The organism is Curvibacter sp. CHRR-16, assembly GCF_018474005.1.
GTDB lineage: Bacteria > Pseudomonadota > Gammaproteobacteria > Burkholderiales > Burkholderiaceae_C > Allorhodoferax.
On the sequence record NZ_JAHCSH010000006.1, the window covers coordinates 52070 to 71006 of the forward strand.

21 protein-coding genes are annotated in these 18937 nt (G+C 59.8%); 5 read left to right on the forward strand and 16 right to left on the reverse strand.

Translation table 11 applies throughout. The features are described 5' to 3' along the window. Window positions 1-87 precede the first annotated feature (87 nt). The 7 genes from acpP to KIK84_RS13630 form a co-directional block, all read right to left on the reverse strand. Complete coding sequence (gene acpP, locus KIK84_RS13600) at window positions 88-327, reverse strand: acyl carrier protein (protein WP_214123650.1); 240 nt, start codon at window positions 325-327, stop codon at window positions 88-90. Window positions 328-446: 119 nt separating this feature from the next. Next, complete coding sequence (gene fabG / locus KIK84_RS13605) at window positions 447-1193, reverse strand: 3-oxoacyl-ACP reductase FabG (protein WP_214123651.1); 747 nt, start codon at window positions 1191-1193, stop codon at window positions 447-449. Beyond that, window positions 1190-2140: an ACP S-malonyltransferase gene (fabD, locus tag KIK84_RS13610; protein WP_214123652.1), complete on the reverse strand. Its 951-nt coding sequence runs from the start codon at window positions 2138-2140 to the stop codon at window positions 1190-1192. The genes fabG and fabD overlap by 4 nt, the downstream gene beginning before the upstream one ends. A 9-nt stretch (window positions 2141-2149) precedes the next feature. Beyond that, window positions 2150-3127, reverse strand: coding sequence for a beta-ketoacyl-ACP synthase III (locus KIK84_RS13615; protein WP_214123653.1), 978 nt, complete (start codon window positions 3125-3127; stop codon window positions 2150-2152). Window positions 3128-3168: 41 nt separating this feature from the next. Next, complete coding sequence (plsX, locus tag KIK84_RS13620) at window positions 3169-4206, reverse strand: phosphate acyltransferase PlsX (RefSeq protein ID WP_214123654.1); 1038 nt, start codon at window positions 4204-4206, stop codon at window positions 3169-3171. A 126-nt stretch (window positions 4207-4332) separates the two neighbouring features. Further along, window positions 4333-4515, reverse strand: a complete 183-nt coding sequence (gene rpmF, locus KIK84_RS13625; RefSeq protein ID WP_214123655.1) for a 50S ribosomal protein L32 — start codon at window positions 4513-4515, stop codon at window positions 4333-4335. A 122-nt stretch (window positions 4516-4637) separates the two neighbouring features. Next, window positions 4638-5183, reverse strand: coding sequence for a YceD family protein (locus KIK84_RS13630; RefSeq protein WP_214123656.1), 546 nt, complete (start codon window positions 5181-5183; stop codon window positions 4638-4640). Window positions 5184-5211: 28 nt separating this feature from the next. Here KIK84_RS13630 and KIK84_RS13635 point away from each other — a divergent pair, with 28 nt between their 5' ends. From KIK84_RS13635 to KIK84_RS13650, 4 genes are all read left to right on the forward strand, one after another. Then, on the forward strand, window positions 5212-5844 hold the full coding sequence (locus KIK84_RS13635; protein ID WP_214123657.1) for a Maf family nucleotide pyrophosphatase: 633 nt from the start codon (window positions 5212-5214) through the stop codon (window positions 5842-5844). After that, window positions 5841-6632 (forward strand): SAM-dependent methyltransferase, encoded by a 792-nt coding sequence (locus tag KIK84_RS13640; protein ID WP_214123658.1) that lies wholly within the window; start codon window positions 5841-5843, stop codon window positions 6630-6632. Before KIK84_RS13635 ends, KIK84_RS13640 begins: the two co-directional genes overlap by 4 nt. Before the next feature lie 77 nt (window positions 6633-6709). After that, a complete protein-coding gene (locus KIK84_RS13645; protein ID WP_214123659.1) occupies window positions 6710-7039 on the forward strand; it encodes a (2Fe-2S) ferredoxin domain-containing protein in 330 nt (109 codons plus the stop codon). Between the two features lie 2 nt (window positions 7040-7041). Continuing rightward, the gene (locus KIK84_RS13650) at window positions 7042-7680 is read left to right on the forward strand and encodes an alpha/beta hydrolase (protein ID WP_214123660.1); all 639 of its coding nucleotides are present in this window, start codon (window positions 7042-7044) and stop codon (window positions 7678-7680) included. Between the two features lies 1 nt (window position 7681). Here KIK84_RS13650 and KIK84_RS13655 read toward each other — a convergent pair whose 3' ends face one another. From KIK84_RS13655 to KIK84_RS13680, 6 genes are read right to left on the reverse strand one after another with little or no spacing between them, the layout of a single operon-like run. Further along, window positions 7682-8440 carry an SDR family oxidoreductase gene (locus tag KIK84_RS13655; RefSeq protein ID WP_214123661.1) on the reverse strand — a complete coding sequence of 253 codons (759 nt, stop codon included), beginning with the start codon at window positions 8438-8440 and terminating at the stop codon, window positions 7682-7684. Then, window positions 8437-8649 (reverse strand): cysteine-rich CWC family protein, encoded by a 213-nt coding sequence (locus KIK84_RS13660; protein WP_214123880.1) that lies wholly within the window; start codon window positions 8647-8649, stop codon window positions 8437-8439. Before KIK84_RS13660 ends, KIK84_RS13655 begins: the two co-directional genes overlap by 4 nt. 44 nt (window positions 8650-8693) lie before the next feature. After that, window positions 8694-9734 (reverse strand): S49 family peptidase, encoded by a 1041-nt coding sequence (locus KIK84_RS13665; RefSeq protein ID WP_214123662.1) that lies wholly within the window; start codon window positions 9732-9734, stop codon window positions 8694-8696. A gap of 1 nt (window position 9735) precedes the next feature. Then, entirely contained in the window at window positions 9736-10119 is a 384-nt protein-coding gene (locus tag KIK84_RS13670) for a Rieske (2Fe-2S) protein (protein WP_214123663.1), read from the reverse strand. 15 nt (window positions 10120-10134) lie between these two features. After that, window positions 10135-10800, reverse strand: coding sequence for an HAD family hydrolase (locus KIK84_RS13675; protein ID WP_214123664.1), 666 nt, complete (start codon window positions 10798-10800; stop codon window positions 10135-10137). Continuing rightward, on the reverse strand, window positions 10797-11798 hold the full coding sequence (locus KIK84_RS13680; RefSeq protein WP_349815936.1) for an RluA family pseudouridine synthase: 1002 nt from the start codon (window positions 11796-11798) through the stop codon (window positions 10797-10799). Before KIK84_RS13680 ends, KIK84_RS13675 begins: the two co-directional genes overlap by 4 nt. Before the next feature lie 506 nt (window positions 11799-12304). Here KIK84_RS13680 and KIK84_RS13685 point away from each other — a divergent pair. Beyond that, window positions 12305-15220 (forward strand): Rne/Rng family ribonuclease, encoded by a 2916-nt coding sequence (locus KIK84_RS13685; RefSeq protein WP_214123665.1) that lies wholly within the window; start codon window positions 12305-12307, stop codon window positions 15218-15220. A gap of 52 nt (window positions 15221-15272) precedes the next feature. Here the strand turns inward: KIK84_RS13685 and KIK84_RS13690 are convergent, their stop codons facing one another. The 3 genes from KIK84_RS13690 to KIK84_RS13700 all read right to left on the reverse strand — a co-directional run bounded on the left by KIK84_RS13690 (window position 15273) and on the right by KIK84_RS13700 (window position 18873). After that, complete coding sequence (locus KIK84_RS13690; RefSeq protein ID WP_214123666.1) at window positions 15273-16346, reverse strand: GGDEF domain-containing protein; 1074 nt, start codon at window positions 16344-16346, stop codon at window positions 15273-15275. A gap of 62 nt (window positions 16347-16408) precedes the next feature. Further along, window positions 16409-17731 (reverse strand): heme biosynthesis HemY N-terminal domain-containing protein, encoded by a 1323-nt coding sequence (locus tag KIK84_RS13695; RefSeq protein ID WP_214123667.1) that lies wholly within the window; start codon window positions 17729-17731, stop codon window positions 16409-16411. 2 nt (window positions 17732-17733) lie between these two features. Continuing rightward, the gene (locus tag KIK84_RS13700) at window positions 17734-18873 is read right to left on the reverse strand and encodes a uroporphyrinogen-III C-methyltransferase (protein WP_214123668.1); all 1140 of its coding nucleotides are present in this window, start codon (window positions 18871-18873) and stop codon (window positions 17734-17736) included. Window positions 18874-18937 lie beyond the last annotated feature (64 nt).

Here is an 18937-nt window from a genome sequence, read left to right on the forward strand (position 1 = left end):
AGACACTGGAAATCTGGGGAAATCGGGCAGCACAACGCCGCCCCGATTTCTGGTTGATACAACGCTGGCACAGCGTTGTCCGCCTGATTAGGCCTTTTGGTGTGCTTTCGCGTAGTCGATGGCGTTTTGCACAGTGGTGATTTTTTCAGCATCTTCGTCAGGGATTTCAATGCCAAATTCGTCTTCCAAAGCCATCACCAATTCCACGGTGTCCAGGGAGTCGGCACCCAGATCGGCCACGAAGGCTTTTTCGTTGGTGACTTGAGACTCTTCAACGCCGAGTTGTTCGGCAATGATTTTCTTGACGCGTGCTTCGATATCGCTCATGGTTCCCTCTAAGGGTTGTAAAAGAAAAGAAAGTCGGATTCTACCTGCGCTAGAGCGGATTCTCTAACTGGGTCAAACCCGATTCGATTGCAGGGCGCATTGTAGTGCCCCGCCCTGACTCACATATACATGCCACCGTTGACATGCAACTCTTGTCCTGTCACGTACGCAGCTTCCGGGGAGGCCAAGTACGCCACAGCATGGGCCACATCCTGGGGACTGCCCAAACGGCCCAATGGAATTTGCCCCAACAAGGCTTTGTGCTGCTCGTCGCCCAAGGCGGCGGTCATGTCGGTGTCAATAAAGCCAGGGGCAACGCAGTTGACCGTGATCTGGCGCGAACCCAACTCGCGCGCCAATGCTCGGGTCATACCGGCCACACCCGCTTTGGCAGCCGCATAGTTGGCTTGCCCGGGGTTGCCCGAGGCCCCCACCACCGAGGTGATGCTGATGATGCGACCATAGCGTTGTTTCATCATAGGGCGCAGCACGGCACGGCTCATGCGGAACACGCCTTTGAGGTTGGTGTCCTGCACAGCATCCCAGTCATCATCCTTCATGCGCATGGCCAAGGTGTCACGGGTAATGCCTGCGTTGTTGACCAGAATGTGCAAAGCGCCGAATTCTTTCACCAAAGCATCCACCAAAGCCTCGCCTGCAGCGCCATCGGTCACATTGAGCACGCGGCCATCGCAACCGGGAAACTCAGCCAAGGCGGCTTTGATATGGGCAGCTCCACTCTCGCTGGTAGCAGTGCCCACCACCTTGACACCGCGCTGGGCCAATTGGCGCGCAATAGCAGCGCCAATACCGCGCGAAGCGCCTGTTACCAAGGCCACTTGCCCTGTTATTTGCACATCACTCATGCCAACAATCCTTTCACTTCTTCCAATGTTGTGGGGTCGTACAACGCAGCCGCTTGCATCTCGGCATCGATGCGCTTGACCATACCGGCCAATACCTTGCCGGGACCACACTCAACCATGGTCGAAACCCCACGGGCTTTGATAGCCTGCACGCATTCGACCCAGCGCACTGGGCCAAAGGCTTGGCGGTACAACGCCTCGACGATGGCGACTGGCTCGGTGTTGATCGCCACATCGATGTTGTTGACCAACGCAATGGCCGGAGCTGCCAAGTGCAGGGTTTGCAAATGGGCTTTGAGTTTTTCCGCCGCAGGTTTCATCAAGCTGGAGTGAAATGGCGCCGATACAGGCAATGGCAAGGCGCGTTTGGCACCAGCAGCCTTGAGCACTTCGCACGCTTTATCCACAGCCGCTTTGGTACCGGCGATGACAGTTTGCGCTGCATCGTTGAAGTTCACAGCCTCCACAACCTCAGTGCTATTAGGGCCAAAAGAGCTTGCTGCTTCTGCACAGCCTGCTATCACTTTGATAGCATCGAGCCCCAAAATGGCAGCCATAGCTCCCACACCCACAGGCACTGCATCTTGCATGGCTTGGGCGCGCAAACGCACCAGCGGAGTCGCTTGACTCAAAGTCAGCACACCTGCGGCAACCAAGGCGGAGTACTCGCCCAGCGAATGGCCTGCCACCACTTGCGGGACGACGCCCACTTCGTGCATCCAGACGCGGTAAGCCGCCACACCAGCAACCAGCATCACCGGCTGGGTGTTGGTGGTCAGCGCCAAAGCCTCTTTGGGGCCTTCGTGGATCAAGTGCCCAATATCCTCACCCAAAGCGTCGGACGCTTCTTGCACAGTGGCTTTGACAACAGGGTGATCACCCCATGCATCCAGCATGCCCACCGACTGGGAGCCCTGACCGGGAAATACAAAAGCAAAAGGTTTCATCGTGTGTCCTTATAAAGTCAGCAGCACCGCACCCCAAGTAAAGCCACCGCCCACGCCTTCGAGCAAAGCAGTTTGTCCAGCTTGAATGCGACCCGAGCGCACCCCATGATCCAGCGCCAAAGGAATGGAAGCCGCCGAAGTATTGCCGTGCAAATCGACCGTGACCACCACCTTGTCCATCGGCATCTTGAGCTTGCGCGCTGTGCTTTGGATGATGCGGAGATTGGCTTGGTGCGGTACCAAGCAATCGATATCGGCTTCGGTTTTACCCGCCTTGGCCAATACCGCGCGGGCTGCATCTTCCAGCACCCCCACCGCTAGTTTGAATACGGCTTGACCATCCATCTTGAGCAATGGATCACCCAAAATATGGCCATTGGCCACATGGCCCGGCGTGCACAAAATGCCCACGTGCTTGCCATCGGCGTGCAAATCGGTGGCCAAAATACCAGGCTGCTCTGACGCTTCGAGCACCACAGCCCCTGCGCCATCACCAAACAACACGCAGGTGGTGCGGTCTTGGAAATCGAGCAAGCGCGAAAACACTTCAGCGCCCACTACCAACGCTTTGGTGGCACTGCCGACGCGGATCATGGCATCGGCCACACTGAGGGCATAAATAAAGCCACTGCAGACGGCTTGCACGTCAAACGCTGCCCCCCCAGCCGCCCCCAGTTTGCTCTGCAAGATGCACGCAGTGGACGGGAACACCATGTCCGGTGTCGAGGTGGCCACGATGATGAGGTCAATGTCTTGCGCGGTGCGGCCTGCGGCCTCCAATGCATTGCGAGCAGCATGCAAGGCCAAGTCGCTGCTGAAAACGCCATCGTCTGCAAAGTGGCGATTGCGGATGCCCGTGCGCTCCACAATCCATTCGTCCGATGTTTCGACACCTTGGGCAGCCAATTGGGCAGCCAAATCAGCGTTGGTCAGGCGGCGTGGGGGCACATAACTGCCCGTGCCTGTGATACGGGAAAAAAGTCTCATGGTATTTGTCTTGTACGGCGCAACCTTACGGCGTGCCAGTTTCAGGGCGTGACCACAGTTGGCTCAGGCGGGGCTTGCACAGCGGCCGCATTGGCGGCAATGCGCTGCTGCAACTGCTCAAGCAACTGGTTGCGGGCCGCATCATACGCCCGCTCCAAGGCATGACCGAAGGCCACAGCATCGGCTGATCCGTGGCTCTTGAACACCAATCCGCGCAAACCCAGCAAGGCTGCGCCGTTGTAGCGACGGTGGTCGTAGCGCTGCTTGAAGACCTGCAAGACAGGCAAGGCCACCAAAGCTGCCAACTTAGTCCAAATGCTGCGGGAAAACTCAGCCTTCAAAGCATTGCTGAACATAGAGGCTAAACCTTCGCTGGTTTTGAGCGCCACGTTGCCCACAAAACCATCGCAGACCACAATTTCCACCGTTCCTTTGAAGATGTCATTGCCTTCCACATTGCCGAAGAAATTCAGCGCGCCCGCTTGTCCAGCTTGACGCATCAGTTCACCGGCCTGCTTGATGACTTCATTGCCCTTGATGACTTCTTCACCAATATTGAGCAGCCCTACCGTGGGCGCTGCACTACCACTTTGGGCTGACACCAAGGCCGACCCCATGAGGGCAAACTGCAGCAAATGCTCGGCCGTGCAGTCCACGTTGGCGCCCAAATCGAGCATAGTGGTGGCTTTACCCAATGCATTGGGGATTTGCGATGCAATAGCGGGGCGCTCAATCCCATCCAAGGTTTTGAGCACATAGCGGGAAATCGCCATCAAAGCGCCCGTATTGCCCGCTGAAATAGCGACTTGCGCGGCACCGTCTTTGACCTGCTCGATGGCCACGCGCATCGATGAATCTTTTTTCTTACGCAGCGCCACTTCCAGCGGGTCATCCATAGCGACCACTTCGCTGGCCTGCACATGGCGCACCCGCGCATGGCTAAAGCCCTGCAGCACATCGGGCAAACCCACCACAATCAGGTGGGCATCGGGATGGTTATCCAGAAAAGCCCGGCATGCAGGCAAGGTAATTTGAGGGCCATGATCGCCCCCCATACAGTCCACAGCGATGGTGATCATGCGGTCAAACCAGGTCAGAAGAGGGAGTTGGCGGCAAGAAGCTAGGCTGCAAGCCTAAATGCCAAAAATGACAAAAGCCCGTCGCTACAAGGGTGCAGCTTCGGGCTTTGGTAGTTAGAAGCCTAATTAGGCTTCAGACTTGGTCTTCAAAACCTTGCGACCACGGTAAAAACCGTTGGGGCTGATGTGGTGGCGCAGGTGGGTTTCGCCAGTAGTGGCTTCCACAGCGATACCAGGAACGGTCAGCGCATTGTGCGAACGGTGCATACCGCGCTTAGAAGGAGACTTTTTGTTTTGTTGAACTGCCATGATCGGCTCCTGAGCATGAGTGCTGCACAGGGATAGGCAACACATCGGTTAAAAGGGTTAAGCCGCGAACCAAGTACTTTTCAGCACGCGAAGCCCGCCATTATAGACCAAACTAGACCGAACTAGGAACCCCCCTTTTTGAACTGCTGCAAAACGGCAAATGGGTTGGGCTTTTCGCTCTCGCCTTGGTCAAAGTCTTTGTCTTGCACCGCCATACGCACAGGCTGTGGGCACACGGCATGCATGGGAATGGCGGGCATGTCCATTAAAAATTCATCTTCTGCCAGCTCTTGCACGGAAAAAGTTTGGCTGATGACCAGCACATCTTCTTCCGACTCCTCGTCCTCGATTTCAGCCAACTCTTCGGTAGCCACAAAGCGGAACTGGCGATCCACCTGCATGGCCATGTCGACTGGCTGCAAACAACGCTGGCAAGTTTGGCGCAAGGTGGCGGTGCTTTGCAGATGCAACCAGGGTTCTTGCGCACCGGATGCATCAGCCTGCATCCACCCACGGGCTTGTATGTACACCGCCACCGATTGATCGGTAGGCAAAGTTTCGCGCAGCAAACGTGGCATGTCTGCCAGTGGCACGGTGGCTTGCAGTTGCCCCTCTTGTTTGGCGAACTGAACGATGTTGAGGCTTTGGACAGAGTATTCGTGCTTCATAGGCGGCAGTGTAAGAGAATCGCCCCCCATGACCGCAACATCCCCCGCCCCAATCCTGACGCCCCCAGTGGTGCTGGGCTCCACCTCGGTGTACCGCCGCGCTTTGCTGGAGCGCCTGCGCATCCCTTTTAGCGTAGCCGCCCCCCACGTGGACGAAACCCCACTGCCCGGCGAAGCCCCCCAAGCCTTGGCCCAACGCTTGGCACTGGCCAAAGCCCAAGCCGTCGCCGCCCAGCATCCCCATGCCGTGGTGATTGGTTCCGACCAAGTAGCCGACCTGAACGGCGAGCCGCTGGGCAAACCCGGTACGCACGAACGGGCTGTCGAACAACTGCGCCGCATGCGCGGGCAAACCGTCATTTTCCAAACCGCACTGGCAGTGGTGTGCCAAGCCACGGGCTTTTGCCAACAAGACATTGCGCAGGTGAAAGTGGTGTTTCGCGACCTGAGCGATGCCGAAATCGAGTTCTACCTGCGGACTGAAACGCCGTATGACTGCGCGGGCAGCGCCAAGAGCGAAGGGCTGGGCATCAGCCTGTTGGAGCGCATCGACAACGACGACCCCACCGCCTTGGTCGGGTTGCCACTGATTCGCACCTGCCACCTGCTGCGCGCTGCCGGAGTTCCCCTGCTGTCGCCCACCCCCTCTGCCAGCGCATGAGCACCACCAAACACCCCAGCCCCGGTCGCTTGCTGCTGGTGCCAGCCCCACTGGACTTTGGCTGCGAGCCCCAAGGGCCGCTGCAGCACACCCTGCCCGAGGCCACTTTGCAAGCAGCAGCCAACCTGCGCCACTGGGTGTGCGAAAACGCCAAAACCACCCGCGCTTTGCTCAAACGCCTCTCGGCCACCCACCCACTGCCCTGCCCGCTGCAGGAGATGCAGATCCAAGAATTACCACGCCAAGTGCACAAAAAAGGGGATCACGTCACAGGTGATCGCTCTGGCCTATTCGATGCCAAACCACTGTTGCAAGCCGCTCTGCTGGGCCACGATATAGGTTTAGTCAGCGAAGCGGGTATGCCGGCCGTGGCCGATCCAGGCAGCTCCGTGGTGCGTGCAGCCCATGACCTAAGCCTGACTGTGGTGCCCTTGGTAGGCCCCGTCTCGCTACTGCTGGCCTTGGCTGGCAGCGGTCTCAATGGCCAAGACTTTGCCTTCGTGGGCTACATCCCCACCGATGCAACCGAACGCAGCAAGCGTTTGCGCGAGTTGGAGCAGCGCGCCCTGCAAACCGGGCAAAGCCAGCTGTTCATTGAAACACCCTATCGCAATAGTGCCTTGCTGCAAGCCTTGCTACAAAGCCTCAAACCCAGCACCCGCTTGGTATGCGCCAGCGGACTGACGCTGCCCCAGCAAAGCATTCGCAGCGCCACCGTGCAGCAATGGAAGCAACGCAGCTGGCAACTGGACAACGCCACCCCCGTGGTGTTTGCCTTGGGCGCCTAGGGTTTTGCACTGCTTCGATAATGGCAACTGCCTATCAACGCCCCTCCCTCCAAAGCCTCGCACTGAAAGCCTAAATCATGAGCCCATACTACGAACGCCATATTTTTTTCTGCCTCAATGAACGCCCCAACGGCGAAGACAGCTGCCACCTGCACGGAGCCAAAGAGGGCTTTGACCACTGCAAACGCATGGTCGCCGCAGCCGGACACGCTGGCAAAGGCAAAGTGCGCGTCAACAAAGCCGGCTGTCTGGATCGCTGCGCGGGTGGCCCAGTGGCCGTGGTCTACCCCGAAGGCACCTGGTACACCTTTGTCGACAAAAGCGATGTGGAAGAAATCGTGCAAAGCCACCTGATCGGCGGCCAAGTGGTCGAGCGGCTGGTATTGCCCGAGGACGTGGGGCGCTGAGCATGGTGGAGCAACTGTTGATCCAAGGCCCTGCGGGGTCTGTGCAAGTCGCCATCGATACACCCGACGGCTGGCAGCCCGGACACGGCACGGCCATCGTGGCCCACCCCAACCCCGCCCACGGCGGCAATATGGACCACAAAATCGTCCACACCCTCAACCGGGCTTGGGTGCTGATGGGCTGGCGCGCGGTGCGCTTCAACTTCCGCGGTGTGGGCCAGAGTGAAGGAGCCTTCGATGACGGCAAGGGCGAAGTCAATGATCTGATGGCCGTGGTGCAGCACATCACCCCCACCGGACCATTGGGCCTATCAGGCTTTTCCTTCGGTGCGTATGTCACCAGCCACGCGGTGCAGCGCCTGCATGCCAGCCGTGCAGCCGACATGCGCTCCATCGTACTGGTAGGCACAGCCACTAGCCGCTTCACTGCCGCCACCATTCCCAGCGACCTGCACCACCGCACCCTGGCATTGCACGCCGATGACGACGAGATCGTCCCCTACGCGGGTACGCTGGCGTGGGCGCAAGCGCAAAAGCTGCCCCTGCTGGTGGTTCCCGGTGGTGGTCACTTCTTCCACGGTCAGCAACCCTTGCTGCGTGAGCTGGTGCTGCGGCACTTGCGCGGCACGCTGACAAGCTAGGCTACAAGCCGCCTGCCGGGTCGATAAAACTGCCGGTAACGAAAGACGACTTATCGGTAGCAAGCCACACAATGGCCTCTGCTACTTCGTGTGCCTGACCACCCCGCTGCATAGGGATTTTGCTTTTCAGTCGGTCTACCCGCCCTGGCTCACCGCCGGCTGCGTGTATGTCGGTGTAGATCAACCCTGGGCGCACGGCGTTGACACGTATGCCCTCGGCAGCCACCTCCAAAGCCAGCCCTCGGGTCAAGGTGTCCACAGCGCCTTTGGATGCGGCGTAGTCCACATACTCGTTGGGCGAGCCGCTTTTGGAAGCCCCCGACGACACATTGACAATGACCCCTCCTGCGCCGCCATAGCGGGTGGACATGCGCATGATCGCTTCTTGGCAGCACAAAAAACAGCTCAGCACATTGGTGCGAAACACCGCTTCAAAACGTTCCACACTGATATCTACCAATCGGCTTTGTGTGTGCAAAATACCTGCGTTGTTCACCAGCACCGATACCGTGCCCAGCGCCTGCTCAACCGCATCGAACATTGGCTTCACCGCCGCTGGCTGTGACACATCAGCCTGAACCAAGAGGCCTATACCACCCGCTTGCTCAATATCGTGCAGCACCGCCTGCGCTGCTTGCGTGTTGGAGTGGTAGTTGATGGCTACGGCATAGCCATGCGCGGCCAATAATTTGGCGGTAGCCGCGCCAATGCCGCGACTGGCACCCGTGACGATGGCGACTTTGCGTCCGGCTGCGTTCATGCTTGCTGGCCCGTCTCTGCGCATGGCGTGTGCGCTGCCCGCTGGGCACAGCGGGGGCACAAACACGCTAGACCCACTTTGTCAGCCGGTATTTGAGCCAGCGCATTGGCCGACACTGCTACACGCTGGCACCAGCAATCGAGGGCCACTTGGGCTGAACTGGGACTGGAAACGCTCTGCCCTGTCGCGGGCTGCGCTGCAGCCACCATGGCGCAGGCATTGGCTGCGCCACACAAAGGACAGATATCGGCGCTCACTGCAAGGCAGGCAGTTTTCCGCCCATGGCTTTGACAGCACCTTCACCAAAGGCTGCACCAAAGCGTTTGGCCAGGCGTTCGGCCACGTTGTCTTTGCGGGTGTAGTCGATGATGTCTTCGGCCTTCACCACCTCACGCGCCACGTAGTCCAAGCTACCTAGCTGGTCAGCCAAGCCCATTTCCACGGCTTGCTGGCCCGTCCAAAACAAACCGCTAAAGGTTTCTGGCGTTTCTTTCAGGCGTGCGCCACGGCCTGTTTTGACCGCTGCGATGAACTGCTGGTGGATTTGATTGAGCATCTCTTGGGCATAGCCCCGTTGCTTGTCGGTTTGGGGGCTGAATGGATCCAAAAAGCCTTTGTTCTCACCCGCCGTGAGCAAACGGCGCTCCACGCCCAGCTTGTCCATCAAACCCGTGAAGCCAAAACCATCCATCAACACCCCAATACTGCCGACGATGCTGGCCTTGTCGACAAAGATTTTGTCCGCAGCCGAGGCGATGTAGTACGCCGCCGATGCACAACTCTCCTCCACCACGGCATACACCGGGGTGTCTTTGTGCAGACTGCGCAAGCGACGGATTTCGTCGTAAATCATGCCAGCCTGCACAGGGCTACCACCGGGCGAATTGATGAGCAATACGATGGCTTTGGCGTTTTTGTCCTCAAAGGCGCTGCGCATGGATGCATTGACAAACTCCGCACTGGCTTGGGCGCCGCTGGCAATCTCACCTTGCACCGCCACCACCGCTGTGTGGGGGGTATTCAGGTTGGTATCGCTGGCATTGCGCTCCCAGCCAATCACCACCAGCACAATGGCAAACGCCAACCATGCCAAGCGGATGCCGTTGCGCCAACGGCGGGCAATGCGCTGCTCAGCCAAAGAACCCAAGGCCAGTTTTTCCAGTACCGCCCGCTCCCAGCCGGGGGCGCTACCAGTCTCAGTGGCAGCACCTGCCAGGGAAGGGATAGGGCTTGGCTGCGCACTGGCATCGGCATGGATATCCGTGCGCTTATCGTCATCGGTGGGGCTTGTCATATTAAAAAGGGATGGGTTTCAAGTTGTAAGCAGTATGCCAGTAGACCATGTCACCGACTTCCGTGGTGGCAATTGGAACCAATGCCCCCCGGCAAGGGCCGCTGCGGCAGCGCCCTGTGCGCGGATCGTACTGGGCACCATGGGTGGCACACATGATCCAGTGACCAGTCATGTCAAAAAATCGGTTGGGCTGGTAATCCATCTCCATGGGGACATGGGAGCAGCGATTCAGGTAGGCATACACCTTATCGGCATAGCGCACCGCAAAACCAAGGCAAGTCTGGCCACCATACTGCACATCAAACGGCACCGCCAACCCACTGTTGAGCAAAGCAGAGGATGGGCACAGCGCAATCGACTGCGATTGGAACGGTGCATCCTGCATGTGCAGCACCTCAACTCAAGCGTTGGTCAGCAGCCACTGGTGCAAATCAGCCACCGAGTGGGCGATGTACAGCGGCTTGAGCGCAGCAAAACCACTGGGCTCATGGGCTCCATAGCTCACCGCCACGCTGGGACAGCCAGCGTTGAGTGCCAACTGCAAATCATGGGTCGTATCGCCAACCATGAGCAAACGCTCGGGGGTGATATCCAGTTCAGCCATCAGTTCTTGCAGCATCAGCGGGTGGGGCTTGCTGGCGGTTTCGTCCGCGGTGCGCGAGGCGTCAAACACCCCACGCAAGCGCACGCTGTGCAGGGCTTCGTTCAAACCCGAGCGGCTTTTGCCGGTGGCCACGGCCAACAGGTGCTGGCGGTCTTTCAGGTCTTGCAGCATAGGCAGCACGCCATCGAACAAGGTAATGTCGTTCTGGTGCGCCATGTAGTGGAAACGGTAGCGCATGCCCAAATCGGCATGGCGCTCAGGAGGCACATCGGGCGCTGCGTGGGCCAAAGCCTGCATCAACCCCATGCCAATCACATAGGATGCTTGGCTGTCGCTGGGCACGGTGCCGCCCACATCGGCCACGGCCAACTGGATGCAACGGGTAATGATGGCGGTCGAATCGAACAGCGTGCCGTCCCAGTCAAAAGCGATAAGGTCAAATTGGCGCGGGCGTTCGGTCATGGAGTCTCCGGTAGGGATGCGGCGAATTGCTGCAATTCTGGGGCCAAGGGGCACAACAGCTCCATGGCTTGGCCTGTGGTGGGGTGGGTGCAGCGCAAGCGCCACGCATGCAAAAACATGCGCTTGAGGCCACCACTCTGGCGTGCCAGCGCTTTATTGAGTTCAAAGTCACCGTATTTGTCATCGCCCGCAATGGGCATGCCTTCGCTGGCCAAGTGCACGCGGATTTGGTGTGTACGCCCGGTTTTGATGGTCACCTCCAACAAGGTGTAGTCACCCAAGCGTTGGCGAATCTGCACCAGTGTGAGCGATGGCATACCTTCGGGATCGTCCTTGGCTACCGCCCGCACCCGGCGCTCCCCATCGGGCAACAAATATTTATAGAGCGGTTTGTCCAGCACCTTTTTGTTGGCGGGCCAAGCACCTTTGACCAGCGCCAAATAGGTTTTGCCAGTCGAGCGCTGGCGAAATTGGTCCTGCAGGTGGTTCAGGGCACTGCGTTTTTTGGCCACCAACAAAATACCGCTGGTTTCCCGATCCAAGCGGTGCACCAGCTCCAAGAACTTGGCTTGCGGGCGCGCCATGCGCAACTGCTCAATGACGCCAAAGCTCACACCCGACCCACCGTGCACAGCCACACCAGCGGGCTTGTTGACAGCAATGAAGGCGTCGTCTTCAAACAACACATCAAACTGCCGCGCTGGCGCAGCAGCGCTGGCCACCAACGCAGCCCCTTGGGCCACCTGCTCGGCTTTGGCTTGGGCGCGCTCGGACACGCGCACCGGGGGCACGCGCACTTCGTCGTCCAGCTCCAGACGGGTGTCGGCGCTGGCACGGCCTTTGTTCACGCGCACCTCACCGCTGCGGATGATGCGGTAGATATGGGTTTTGGGCACGCCTTTGAGTTCGCGCAGCAGGAAGTTATCCAGCCGCTGGCCGCTGCTGTTTTCATCCACGCGCAATCGGCGCACTGAAGCGGCCCCTATAATGTCTTTCACTAGTGTTGCAAGATCAGTGGTTTAAGCGTCTGGAGTTTAGTCGACGCGCTAGCTGATGCGGCACTGGTGGAGTCGATGCTGCTGCAGGCGCTGCCAGCAAACCCCAAAGGGCCAATTGCCAGGGGTGGCTGACCCGCTCGCAGTCAAGCGGACGCATGAAAGCTTTACATAACGGAATACCCCAATTCGCCAGCTTGACTCTGGCGAACGGAATGAAAAACGAGATGCTGGTGTTGTTCAAATTAATCCTGTGGTGCCTGCACGGCGAGAAGCGCGTGCAAAAAAGCATTTTCAGGCCTGCAACACCCGCTCCATCTGCACTGGCTGCTACATTTTTGCTAGCAAAAACCACTGCTTTCAACCTCGTCCACATCCCTGCGCCCCCACTGCTAGGCGCCGCCCTCAGGGTGGCGTGAGCGGTTATTGGCAATTCCTGCAGCTTTTGTTCGTCGGCCTTGCATCCTGTCGCCCGTAATGGGCTGTTATTTACGTAAGGAATGCAATCCATGAAACGGATGCTGATCAACGCCACGCAGGCAGAAGAACGCCGCTTGGCCATTGTGGACGGGCAAAAACTGCTCGACTACGAAATCGAAATCGAAGGACGCGAGCAGCGCAAAGGCAATATCTACAAAGCCGTCGTCACCCGCGTAGAACCCTCGCTGGAAGCCTGTTTTGTGGATTACGGCGAAGAGCGCCACGGCTTTTTGCCTTTCAAAGAAATCTCCAAGCAATACTTCGCCCCTGGCGTAGCGCCTAGCCAAGCACGTATCCAAGACGTCATCAAAGAAGGCCAAGAGCTGCTGGTGCAAGTGGAAAAGGAAGAGCGCGGCAACAAAGGCGCAGCCCTGACCACTTTTGTGTCTTTGGCTGGCCGCTATGTGGTGCTGATGCCCAACAACCCCCGCGGTGGTGGCGTATCGCGCCGCATCGAAGGTGATGACCGGGCCGAACTGAAAGAAGCCCTCGATCAGCTCGAATACCCCAACGGCATGTCCATCATTGCGCGCACCGCCGGCATTGGCCGCAGCGCACCCGAACTGCAATGGGACTTGAACTACCTGCTCAAGCTCTGGAGCGCCATTGACGGTGCCGCCAAAGGCTCCAAAGGTGCCTTCCTGATCTACCAAGAATCGAGTTTGGTGATCCGCGCCATTCGCGATTACTTCAACAGCGACATCGGCGACATCCTGATCGACACCGACGACGTGTACGAGCAAGCGCACCAATTCATGGCCCACGTCATGCCCGAACACGTGGCCAAGGTCAAGCGCTACCGCGACGACGCGCCGCTGTTTAGCCGTTTCCAGATCGAGCACCAAATCGAATCGGCCTACGCCCGTACCGTGCAACTGCCCTCGGGCGGTGCCATCGTGATCGACCACACCGAAGCGCTGGTATCCATCGACGTCAACTCAGCGCGAGCCATCAAGGGCGGCGATATCGAAGAAACCGCCACCCGCACCAACTTAGAAGCGGCTGACGAAGTGGCCCGCCAAGCACGCCTGCGCGACTTGGGCGGCCTGATCGTGATCGACTTCATCGATATGGAAGAGAGCAAAAACCGCCGCGAAGTGGAAAACCGCCTGCGCGACGCGCTGCGCCAAGACCGTGCCCGCGTGCAGTTTGGCTCTATCTCCAAGTTTGGCCTCATGGAAATGAGCCGCCAACGCCTGCGCCCCGCACTGGCCGAAGGCGCATCCTGCCCCTGCCCCCGTTGCGGCGGCTCTGGACACATCCGCGACACCGAAAGCTCCGCACTGCAGATCCTGCGCGTCATCCAAGAGGAATCTCTCAAGGACAACACCGCTTGCGTGCAAGTGCAAGTGCCGGTGGAAGTGGCCAGCTTCCTGCTCAATGAAAAGCGCAACGAGATCACCAAAATCGAACTCAAGCAGCGCATCAGCGTGCTGATGGTGCCCAACAAGTCGCTCGAGACTCCCAACTACAAGCTCGAACGCCTCAAGCACGACGACCCCCGTTTGGACCACTTGGAAGCCAGCTACCAACTGGCCGAAGTGGTGGAAGACCCCACCACCGTCACCCGCCGCTCCCAAGAGCCCACCAACAAACAAACCCCAGTGATCAAGGGCGTGCTGCCGGACGCACCCGCACCCGTGGTGCCAGTTGCGCCCGTTGCAGCCAAAACTGCCTCCAACAAGCCTGCAGCCCCCGCTGCGGCACCTGCCAGCGCCACAAGCAGCGGCGGGTTCTTTGGCTGGATCAAAAAGCTGCTCGGCCTTGAAGCCGCACCAGCCCCTGCCACCACACCAGCCAAACCCGTTGGCAAAGACGGCAAGGATGGCCAGCGCGGCCCACGCGATGCCCGTGGCGAACGCAGTGAACGCAATGGCCGTGGTGAGCGCAAAAACAGCGAGCACGGTGAACGTGGTCGCAACGGACGTGATAGCCGCGATGGCCAACGCCCAGCACGCGACGGCCAAGCCGACGCCACCAGCGACACCCGCCCAGAAGGCCGCAATCCACGCGCCCAAAACGGCAATGCCAACCGCCCCGAACGTGGCGAACGCGCAGACCGTGGCGAGCGCAATGATCGCGGCCCACGTCCCCCCAAGGGAGAGCGTGGTGAACAGCGGCCCGATACACGTGCCGAAACACGCACAGACACGCGTGCAGAAATCACACCTACAGCGCCAAACCAAGAAGTCGGTGTACCCGAGGCACGCAGCGAACGCCCCGCGCGTGGTGAACGTGGCCGCAATGGCCGTGGCGACCGTGGTGAACGCGCCCCACGCCGCGAGGAAGCAGCCCCCGCCGAAGCTGTGGTGGACAACACCGCCGTAGAAGCCAATGCTGCACAAACCATGGCCGTAGCGCCCGAAGGTGAAGGCCACAGCCCCGTGCTGGAAGGCAACCGCGAACCCCGCCGCAGCCGTGACCGTTATGGCCGCCGCCGTGGCGACCGTGGCGCCCGTGGCGAGCGCACTAGCGATGCAGTAGATGCTACAGAAACAGGAGCAGATGCAGCTTATTCCACGGGCTCTGCAGCCGAATTGACTACACAGAGCACAGAGACAACACCTGCTGCAGCCCCCCAAGCGACGGCACCTGTGTCAGCCCCTGCCGTGCCTGCTGCTCCAGCGCTAGCCCCCGCGCCCGTGGAGACTGCCCCTGTGGTAGCAAGCGCAGCAACAGTGCCCGCAGCACCCCTGCCTGTAGTGAGCCGCTACACACTGCCAGTGACTGATCTGCAAGGCATTGCCCAAGCCTCTGGCTTGGAGTGGGTGAACTCCGACGCCGCCAAGGTAGCTGCTGTGCAAGCTGCCATCGCTGCCGAGCCTAAGCCGGTGCACGTACCGCGTGAGCGGCCCCCGGTCGTAGAGCTGGACGAAGGTCCGCTGGTGCTGGTGGAAACACGCAAAGACCTGCGCAACCTGCAACTGCCTTTTGACCAGGTTTGATCACCTGCAAGACCAGCAAAAAGCCGACCCAAGGGTCGGCTTTTTTGTGGGCCTAAAACAAATCCACCCCACCACGGCGCGGTTGACCGGGCTTGATACCCCGGCTGACCAACTCAGCATGGTGGTGAATTTGGTTGCCGCCATGCTGACGACCATACTCCATGGCATCCTCGGTGCGCTCCAGCGCAGCAGCTGGCGAGTCATCGGGCGTGACGCGGGTGTAGCCCGCCGAAATGGTGATGTTCTCCACCTGCGGGAATGTGAACTTCTCCACATTGGCACGCAAACGCTCAAAAGCGGCGTGCACCAAGGCATCTTGCGGGCAGTGCATGAGCACGGCAAACTGATCCCCACCCAAGCGGTACAGGCGGTCATAGGCTCGGAAAGTGTTGCCCAAAATACGGGCAATGAGCAGCAGCACCTCTTCGGCCAGCAAATGGCCATGCTGCTCGGACACTTTGCTAAAGCCATCGACCCGCAAGGTGCCCAACCAATAGTTGGGCGGCACGCGGTGGCGTCGCTCTTGCTGCGGCTCCAGCGTGGACTGCAATTGGGCCAAGCCCGTGGGTTTGACACCCAACTCGTCGAGCACCGCTTTGTAAAACGTGTCATCCAGTGCTTGGCGGTTGAGCAAGCCGGTCAATCCATCGCGGTCGCTGTAGGCCAACAACTGGTACATGCTGCGAAAAACGTGGCGTAGCTGGTGCACCAAGTGCAATTCGTCTGCGGGAACCAGCGCATCGGTGTGCAACTCCAGCACACCGAGCTCTTCGTCGGGGTTGGGAGCAAACAGAGGCATGTAGGTAATGCGGGGACCGTCTTCTCCCGCCCAGGCCACCGTATGCTCGGCATTTGTTTCCAGCGCCCGCAAACGGTCACCATGCTCTTCCAGCAAGGGCAACTGCTCAAAATCCACACGCAGTGGATCGACCACCTTGCCACCGCCACGCACGTCCAACGAAGCCACTTCCAGCCATCGTCGGGAGCCATCCTCGCTGAGTACACGGCTCACAACCACGCGCTCAATAGGCAGCAAATCCACTACGGCTTTGCAAAGCGTTAGTTCCAAATGATCCCGATCGCGGTGATCGGTGAGGAAAATGAGGTGTTCGGTCAAGGTAGGCATGCAGCCATGATAGTCCTGCAAGCCCAATTCGTCACCCCGGGTGCTGCCCGGGGGGCCAAAGATCAATGCCCGCTGCGGGCAGCTTCGCGGTAGGCCTGCTGGGCTGCGGCCATGTCTTGGCGTTGCTCGGCCAATTCGGCCAAGGTGTTCCAAGCGTGGCGGCGCAAAGTGCTGTCCTTGAGGCCATGCAAAGACTGGCGGATCAGCTGCTGGGCCTTGCCCCACAGTGCCAAACGCATGCACACCATGCCCGCTAAATACTGCCACAGCGGATCGCCGGGGTTGGCCATTTGCACCTGCTCCACGCGCTGCAGCCATTGTTTGTCCAAGCCATCGGTCTCGCTATCGGCTTCTTGGCCAAATGAACGCTCGACCAATCGCACCAACTGCACCCGGTGACTCAAAGGAAAACCACCCTGTACAGCGCTCTGCGCTTGGATTGCTTGCTCCCAAATTGGTAGCAAACACTGGCGAACCCAGGCTGCAGGCATACCCACCACCAGTCCACGCTCAGCAGCCTGAAAGGCGACATCGGGAATGGTTTTCTCACCACTGGTCAGTTGCTCCCATGCACGCTCCAGTTGCACCGTGTCGTAGGCGTGGCGCAGCAGTTCGAGCACCAAACCACGCACAATGCCCGTGGCCGCCACACTGGAGAAAGCACGGTGCTTATTGAGCAAGCGCACCGCCTCCAGCGCCTGCTGGATTTCTCCACCTTGGCGGGCCGCTTTGAACTTGAGGCGCAATGCCAGCGTGCGGCGGGCGGCCCCCAAAGGCAATTTGTCCAACCAGTCCAGCGATGCACGGGCATCACGGTTTTCAAAAGCCCAGCGGGAGGCCCGCAAAATCGTGCCCTCTTGCAAGTCCTGCGACCCCAAACCCTCATTGCGCTGCTGGGCATGCTGCAAATGCTGCTCGCGTCGCGTGTGGTCTTGCACGGCGTGCGCGCTCTCGGCGGCAATCAGGTGCGCCACGATGGCCAAGCGGGGCCAATCAGCGCTGGGGGTATCGCCATCGACGGCACCATGGTTACGGGCCACCTCTTCCAACTCCACCACGCGCTCTGCGGCTTTGCGGGCACGCACAAAGCGACCAGCGATCAGGTACTGCAAAGCATCCAGCAAATCGGCCAGCATGGCGCGCTCACGCTGCAGCGCGCGCCAGCGCCGGGCCTGCTGGGGCAAGCCCCCCACCCAGCCCATCACACTGAGCAGCACATGCACCACGACAAAGGCCAAAAGCAAGGCCACGATGACGAGGTTGAGCGACAAATCCACCCGGTAGGGTGGCCAGTACACGGTCACAGTGCCGGGGTTGCTCCCAACCAGCACGGCCAAGCTGACAGCTACGGCAAAAAGCACCAAAAACCAAACTGCTGCACGCATAGTCACCGCCCCGCCGCTGCGGTGGCCAAAGCCGCCAAAGTGTTATCGACACGCGGCAACTGCAGGGTGCGCGCTTGGGCTTGCAACTGTTGCAAGGCATCGCGTGCCAGTTGGCTCTTGCGGGCATTGGCATCGAAATAGCGCTGCAGCATGGTGGCTGCCAGCGCCAAATCCGTGCGCACCACCTCGTTTTGGCGTGACAACAAGCCCAAGCGGGCATTGAGCAAGCGCAGCTTGAGGTTTTCGCGCACAAAGTAGGCTTGCTCGGGTGCCAACAGAGCGGCCTCGGGCGCATCAATGCGGCTCACCCGCACCAGCGCCTGCAACTGGCCTTGCAGCTCTTGCCACACACCTTGCCACCACTGACTAGAAGGGAACTCGGCACTGGCCGCAGCGCGCGCGCCCTTGGCGGACTTGGCCGTTGTGGCGGGCGCTGCATTGGTAGCGTTAGCTGTGTTGGCGCTGGCTGCCAACGCATTGGCTACGGGCAGCTCATCGACCAGCAGCACCAGCTCGTCCAGCTTGACCAAGAGCGTGGGCAAATCGGCGTAGTTGGCCGAGCGGATCTGGTCCAAATCCTTGGCCACCGCGCGCTGCACCGGAGCCAAGCGCGGCTGGGAGAGGCGGTTCAGGCGCTGCGCGGCCGACTGCAAGCTGGCCACGAGGGGATCCACACTGCCCGTCAGCTGGGCTTGCTGCATGGCAAAGCGCACCGCCGCTTCGATGTCCACCACTAGGTTTTCATCGCGTGAGCGCGACAGGCTTTGCATCAACTCTTCTAGCTGGCTGCGCTGCAGCGCAGCCTCGGCCAAGCGGCTCTCGGCCAAGGCGAGTTTGGAGGCCGTATCGAGCACCATGTCTTGCGCTTGCTTGGCCTGCAGGCGGGCCTGGCTGGCCTGCTCTAGTGCCGCCGTGGTTTGCTGCTGCCACTGGGTTTGCCATGCGCCAATCTTGGCCCACAAGCCCACGCCCAAACCAAGGCTGGCCACCACGCCCAGCGTCATCCACGTGCTGGGCCGCACCGAGCGAATCACCTGCAAGCGCTTGCGGCGCGGGACCTCGGGTGCAGCGGGTGGCGAAGCAGGCGCAGCGGCCTGCGCTGGGGACGTGACAGCGGGGGATTCATCGGGGCTTGTGCTCATGCGTTTGATTCTAGCCCTGCCACAGGAGCGGCACGACTTGCTGCGGCAGTGGTGAAGCTGTTGG

Excerpts from the sequence above, each read along its gene's own strand:
- KIK84_RS13675 (WP_214123664.1), bottom strand. The coding sequence starts at position 10,800 with ATGACCGAACGCCCGCGCCAATTTGACCTTATCGCTTTTGACTGGGAC.
- rpmF (WP_214123655.1), bottom strand. The coding sequence starts at position 4,515 with ATGGCAGTTCAACAAAACAAAAAGTCTCCTTCTAAGCGCGGTATGCAC.
- KIK84_RS13700 (WP_214123668.1), bottom strand. The coding sequence starts at position 18,873 with ATGAGCACAAGCCCCGATGAATCCCCCGCTGTCACGTCCCCAGCGCAG.
- acpP (WP_214123650.1), bottom strand. The coding sequence starts at position 327 with ATGAGCGATATCGAAGCACGCGTCAAGAAAATCATTGCCGAACAACTC.
- KIK84_RS13665 (WP_214123662.1), bottom strand. The coding sequence starts at position 9,734 with ATGACAAGCCCCACCGATGACGATAAGCGCACGGATATCCATGCCGAT.
- KIK84_RS13685 (WP_214123665.1), top strand. The coding sequence starts at position 12,305 with ATGAAACGGATGCTGATCAACGCCACGCAGGCAGAAGAACGCCGCTTG.
- KIK84_RS13645 (WP_214123659.1), top strand. The coding sequence starts at position 6,710 with ATGAGCCCATACTACGAACGCCATATTTTTTTCTGCCTCAATGAACGC.
- KIK84_RS13670 (WP_214123663.1), bottom strand. The coding sequence starts at position 10,119 with ATGCAGGATGCACCGTTCCAATCGCAGTCGATTGCGCTGTGCCCATCC.
- KIK84_RS13650 (WP_214123660.1), top strand. The coding sequence starts at position 7,042 with ATGGTGGAGCAACTGTTGATCCAAGGCCCTGCGGGGTCTGTGCAAGTC.
- KIK84_RS13615 (WP_214123653.1), bottom strand. The coding sequence starts at position 3,127 with ATGAGACTTTTTTCCCGTATCACAGGCACGGGCAGTTATGTGCCCCCA.
- KIK84_RS13690 (WP_214123666.1), bottom strand. The coding sequence starts at position 16,346 with ATGCCTACCTTGACCGAACACCTCATTTTCCTCACCGATCACCGCGAT.
- KIK84_RS13660 (WP_214123880.1), bottom strand. The coding sequence starts at position 8,649 with ATGGTGGCTGCAGCGCAGCCCGCGACAGGGCAGAGCGTTTCCAGTCCC.
- KIK84_RS13630 (WP_214123656.1), bottom strand. The coding sequence starts at position 5,183 with ATGAAGCACGAATACTCTGTCCAAAGCCTCAACATCGTTCAGTTCGCC.
- KIK84_RS13635 (WP_214123657.1), top strand. The coding sequence starts at position 5,212 with ATGACCGCAACATCCCCCGCCCCAATCCTGACGCCCCCAGTGGTGCTG.
- KIK84_RS13695 (WP_214123667.1), bottom strand. The coding sequence starts at position 17,731 with ATGCGTGCAGCAGTTTGGTTTTTGGTGCTTTTTGCCGTAGCTGTCAGC.
- fabD (WP_214123652.1), bottom strand. The coding sequence starts at position 2,140 with ATGAAACCTTTTGCTTTTGTATTTCCCGGTCAGGGCTCCCAGTCGGTG.
- KIK84_RS13655 (WP_214123661.1), bottom strand. The coding sequence starts at position 8,440 with ATGAACGCAGCCGGACGCAAAGTCGCCATCGTCACGGGTGCCAGTCGC.
- plsX (WP_214123654.1), bottom strand. The coding sequence starts at position 4,206 with ATGATCACCATCGCTGTGGACTGTATGGGGGGCGATCATGGCCCTCAA.
- fabG (WP_214123651.1), bottom strand. The coding sequence starts at position 1,193 with ATGAGTGATGTGCAAATAACAGGGCAAGTGGCCTTGGTAACAGGCGCT.
- KIK84_RS13640 (WP_214123658.1), top strand. The coding sequence starts at position 5,841 with ATGAGCACCACCAAACACCCCAGCCCCGGTCGCTTGCTGCTGGTGCCA.